This window comes from Pseudomonas sp. 2995-3, from assembly GCF_002742565.1.
GTDB lineage: Bacteria > Pseudomonadota > Gammaproteobacteria > Pseudomonadales > Pseudomonadaceae > Aquipseudomonas > Aquipseudomonas edaphica.
Map to the genome: position 1 here is coordinate 1 of NZ_LJSB01000233.1, position 260 is coordinate 260.

The following is a 260-nucleotide window of genomic DNA, read 5'->3' on the forward strand; positions in this document are numbered from 1 at the left end:
GGAATTTTTTAGATATTCGCCATCGAGTAATTCAGCTAGGTTCTAAAGGTGGCTATGATGAACGTGGTTTGGTTGGCCTAGCGTTTCATCCCAATTTTTCAAATAATGGTCTGTTCTATCTTCATTATTCTATGGCTGGTACGCAAGGTCTGGGAGCTCTATCTGATTCCTTTGAGCCTGATCCTTGTGATCCTCAGACGTTAACATTGAAGTGGACCAACAGAGAAAAGGAATTTGACCATATTGATACGGTAGAAGAA

Annotated in this window: 1 protein-coding gene; it reads left to right on the forward strand. The window is 40.8% G+C overall.

Features of this window, described 5'->3' with window-relative positions:
• The coding region (locus AOA62_RS24610) for a PQQ-dependent sugar dehydrogenase (protein WP_143521909.1) at positions 1 to 260 on the forward strand (260 nt) is incomplete at both ends.